Source organism: Microcystis sp. M090S1 (assembly GCF_020246295.1).
Taxonomy (GTDB): domain Bacteria; phylum Cyanobacteriota; class Cyanobacteriia; order Cyanobacteriales; family Microcystaceae; genus Microcystis; species Microcystis aeruginosa.
The window spans coordinates 1-3,045 of record NZ_JADBTF010000362.1 but is presented as its reverse complement, the minus strand read 5'-3'; the positions used below and the strand labels follow the sequence as shown (position 1 = coordinate 3,045).

Sequence of the window (3,045 nt, the reverse complement as noted above, 5' to 3'; positions counted from 1 at the left end):
TTCCCAAATGCGTTTAACCGCTATGGGATAGAGAGGTGCGTAGTTCACCCAAGGAGAATCAATCTCTCGAAGTAAAAGTGAAGGGAATTTCTGAAATGGAATTCAGTCTGTCTATATTTGACTATACTTTTACTAACTATTACAAGCCAGTGACTGAAAGATTATTTATGTAGGAGATATTTTTGCATTTTGTTCAGTTTCTGCATAATCGCCCAAGCTAATCCCAGACGCTGATGACAACTACCAAACCGGTGAGCCTTTTCAAGGTAAAAATTAGAGCTATCGCTCCTTAGATTGGCTCATCATGGCTATTTGCCACTGGTTCGGCGCTATCCTCGCCAATCCAAGCCCTAACTAACTCGTAGCAGAGACCGAGCAGAACCGGCCCGACGAATAAACCAATAATCCCGTAGGCGATCACTCCCCCGAACACCCCTAGCAGAATCACCACCATGGGAATGGGCAGACCGCGCCCCATTAAGATGGGTTTAAGGAAATTATCCACCAAGGTGGCGGGAATCATCCAGATGGTAAATAATAGGGCGATGGAATTGGGGAGTGTTACCCAAGCGTGAATGAGCGCCCCCAAGACAATCAAACCAGGGCCAATTTGGAGAATGCCCAAAATTAGGGTGAGGAAAGTTAATAAACCGGCTGCAGGCGTTCCCACCGTCACTAAACCGATGCCGATCAAAAGACTCTGGATAATGGCAACGCCAATAATACCGCGGCTAACATTGCGGACGGTGGAGGCGGTTAGACTGGCCAGCGCGATGCCTCGACCCGGGGCGATCTTTTCCGCTAACCGGTTCATCAGGTGAGTCAGATTTTTAGCCGAGAGGGTGAGGGCCGCCGCAATCAGAATCGAGACGATAAATTTCAGCACCGTCAGACCGGTACTGGTGGCTAGGGAAAGGGAAATTTTCCCCAGTTCTTTTAATTGTGGCTCGAAGCGTTGAAGAAATTGACCCGTGTTATCCGATGCCTGCTGCCAGAGACTGGCAATCCTTTCGCCGATTAGCGGCCAGGTGGCCACATCGGTGGGGGGAGGGGGAATCACCGCCGCACCAGTATCGATATATTCGGCCAGCGTTCGCAGATTACCCGCCAGAACCGCTGCGATGGCACTCACCGGACCGATAATAATCCCTAGACAAAGTAGGGTGAGGAGAACTGCGGCCAGTTTCGCCCGGCCAGCGAGCAACTTTTTTAACCAGAGAAAGAGCGGATACCAAGCGATCGCCAGAATTGCTCCCCAGAGGATCATGGTTACGAAGGGACGCAGCAGGGTAAAACCAGCAAATAACAACAGGCCGAGAAAGAACAGCCGGATGACGAGATCGATAATTTTAGCGTCATTTTTCATCAATAGCGATCGCCTTTTGGCTAGATGAGGACATTTCTGCAATTATGGCAGTTTTTCGTTATCGGTAGTGATTCGCTAGTAGTGGTGAGCCGTCTTGAGTGTGTAAAATATTTCCTAATCAAAATAATTGCCAAATAAATCTTTAAAACTGATTCTTTCAGGGTAAATCTCCTGACAAATATTTTTTGGGTCGGTGCAATGCTTACCTTAAATAGTCTTGATCGAGTAAAATCGACTAATTTAACCTATGAACAAGGATGCAGGCAAATTTATTAGAAGTGCGGGGAGCCACCCGTCGATTTGGGGGATTAGTCGCTGTCGATGGGGTTTCCTTTCAGGTACAAAAAAACGAGATTTTTGGCTTAATTGGACCCAATGGGGCGGGAAAAACGACTTTATTTAATCTTATCACCGGTTTAATCCCCCTATCAAGTGGTGATTTAATTTATCAAGGGTACAGTCTGGCGAATTATCGTCCTCACCAGATCGCTCAGGCAGGAATTGCCCGTACTTTCCAGAATTTGCGCTTATTTGGCGAATTATCGGCTTTAGAAAATGTGGCGATCGCTGGTAACATTCACAATAGCTCCAATCTCTGGACGGGAATTTTCGGTTTACCGGTTTCGAGAAGGGAGGAGGAAAAAACCTATAAAAGAGCAGCGGAATTATTAGATTTAGTCGGATTAACTGACCAAAGCAATCGGAAAGCCTCTAATTTAGCCTATGGTGATCAAAGACGCTTGGAAATCGCCCGCGCTTTAGCTTTGCAACCCCAGTTATTACTCCTCGATGAACCGGCAGCCGGGATGAATCCCAGCGAAAAGGGGTCATTAAGTCAGCTAATTCGACAAATTCGTGATAATTTAGCTTTAACTGTCCTGTTAATCGAACATCATGTGCCTTTAGTGATGGGATTATGCGATCGCATAGCCGTGTTAGATTTCGGTAAGTTAATCGCTTTGGGAGAGCCGGCCACAGTCAGGGAGAATCCCGCGGTGATTGAAGCTTATTTAGGGGATGAATAAGGATTTTAGATATAGCAGCTATCTTCATGGTGAGGTACGAAGTTTTCGTTTTGGGGAGCCGGTCGTCAGTTATCAGTTATCAGCCTTTTTCTCCCTTCTCCCCACTCTCCTACTGCACTAAAGCGACGGAGAATGTCATACCTGAGCTTATTTTTTTAGACAAATTACTGCATTTTTAACATCCATTCTACCGCACGTTCATACAGTTCTAAATTACCAGTTTTTATCAAAGCATTACCGGCTTTTTGCAAATAGTTAAGGCTCGCTACTCGGCTACTAGGATTTTTATCATCGTAGGTAGCAAGAGCCTAATTATAATAAGCTTCGCCATAATTAGGCTGATAACTAATTGCTAATTGATAATCCGCAATCGCTTCTTTCTTCTCGCCCATTTTTTCCTTAACTAAACCTCGATTATAGTAAGCTTCAGCATAGTTAGACTGGAGAGAAATAGCCATATTTAAATCCTCCAAAGCACCAGTATTATCTCCCAAATCAAAGCGAATAACTCCTCTTTTTTCTAAAAACCCTTGACAAATGGCGAGACTTGCTTTATACTTTATGTATAATGGGAATCCGTGCGCCCATATATATAGGGTTTTTGAGGGAAGATAAGAGAGAAAAAAATAGCCTCAAAAATCGGGTAGGAATAGG

General features: G+C 45.0%; 2 protein-coding genes and 1 pseudogene. 1 reads left to right on the top strand and 2 read right to left on the bottom strand.

Going from position 1 to position 3,045, the window contains the following annotated elements:
- Positions 1 to 289: 289 nt before the first annotated feature.
- Positions 290 to 1,366 (bottom strand): AI-2E family transporter, encoded by a 1,077-nt coding sequence (locus tag IM477_RS16105; RefSeq protein ID WP_287732569.1) that lies wholly within the window; start codon positions 1,364 to 1,366, stop codon positions 290 to 292.
- Between the two features lie 257 nt (positions 1,367 to 1,623).
- Here IM477_RS16105 and IM477_RS16100 point away from each other — a divergent pair, with 257 nt between their 5' ends.
- On the top strand, positions 1,624 to 2,391 hold the full coding sequence (locus IM477_RS16100) for an ABC transporter ATP-binding protein (RefSeq protein ID WP_125731277.1): 768 nt from the start codon (positions 1,624 to 1,626) through the stop codon (positions 2,389 to 2,391).
- A 164-nt stretch (positions 2,392 to 2,555) separates the two neighbouring features.
- Here IM477_RS16100 and IM477_RS16095 read toward each other — a convergent pair.
- Positions 2,556 to 2,906: pseudogene (locus IM477_RS16095) on the bottom strand (tetratricopeptide repeat protein); the annotation flags it as partial.
- Positions 2,907 to 3,045: the final 139 nt, after the last annotated feature.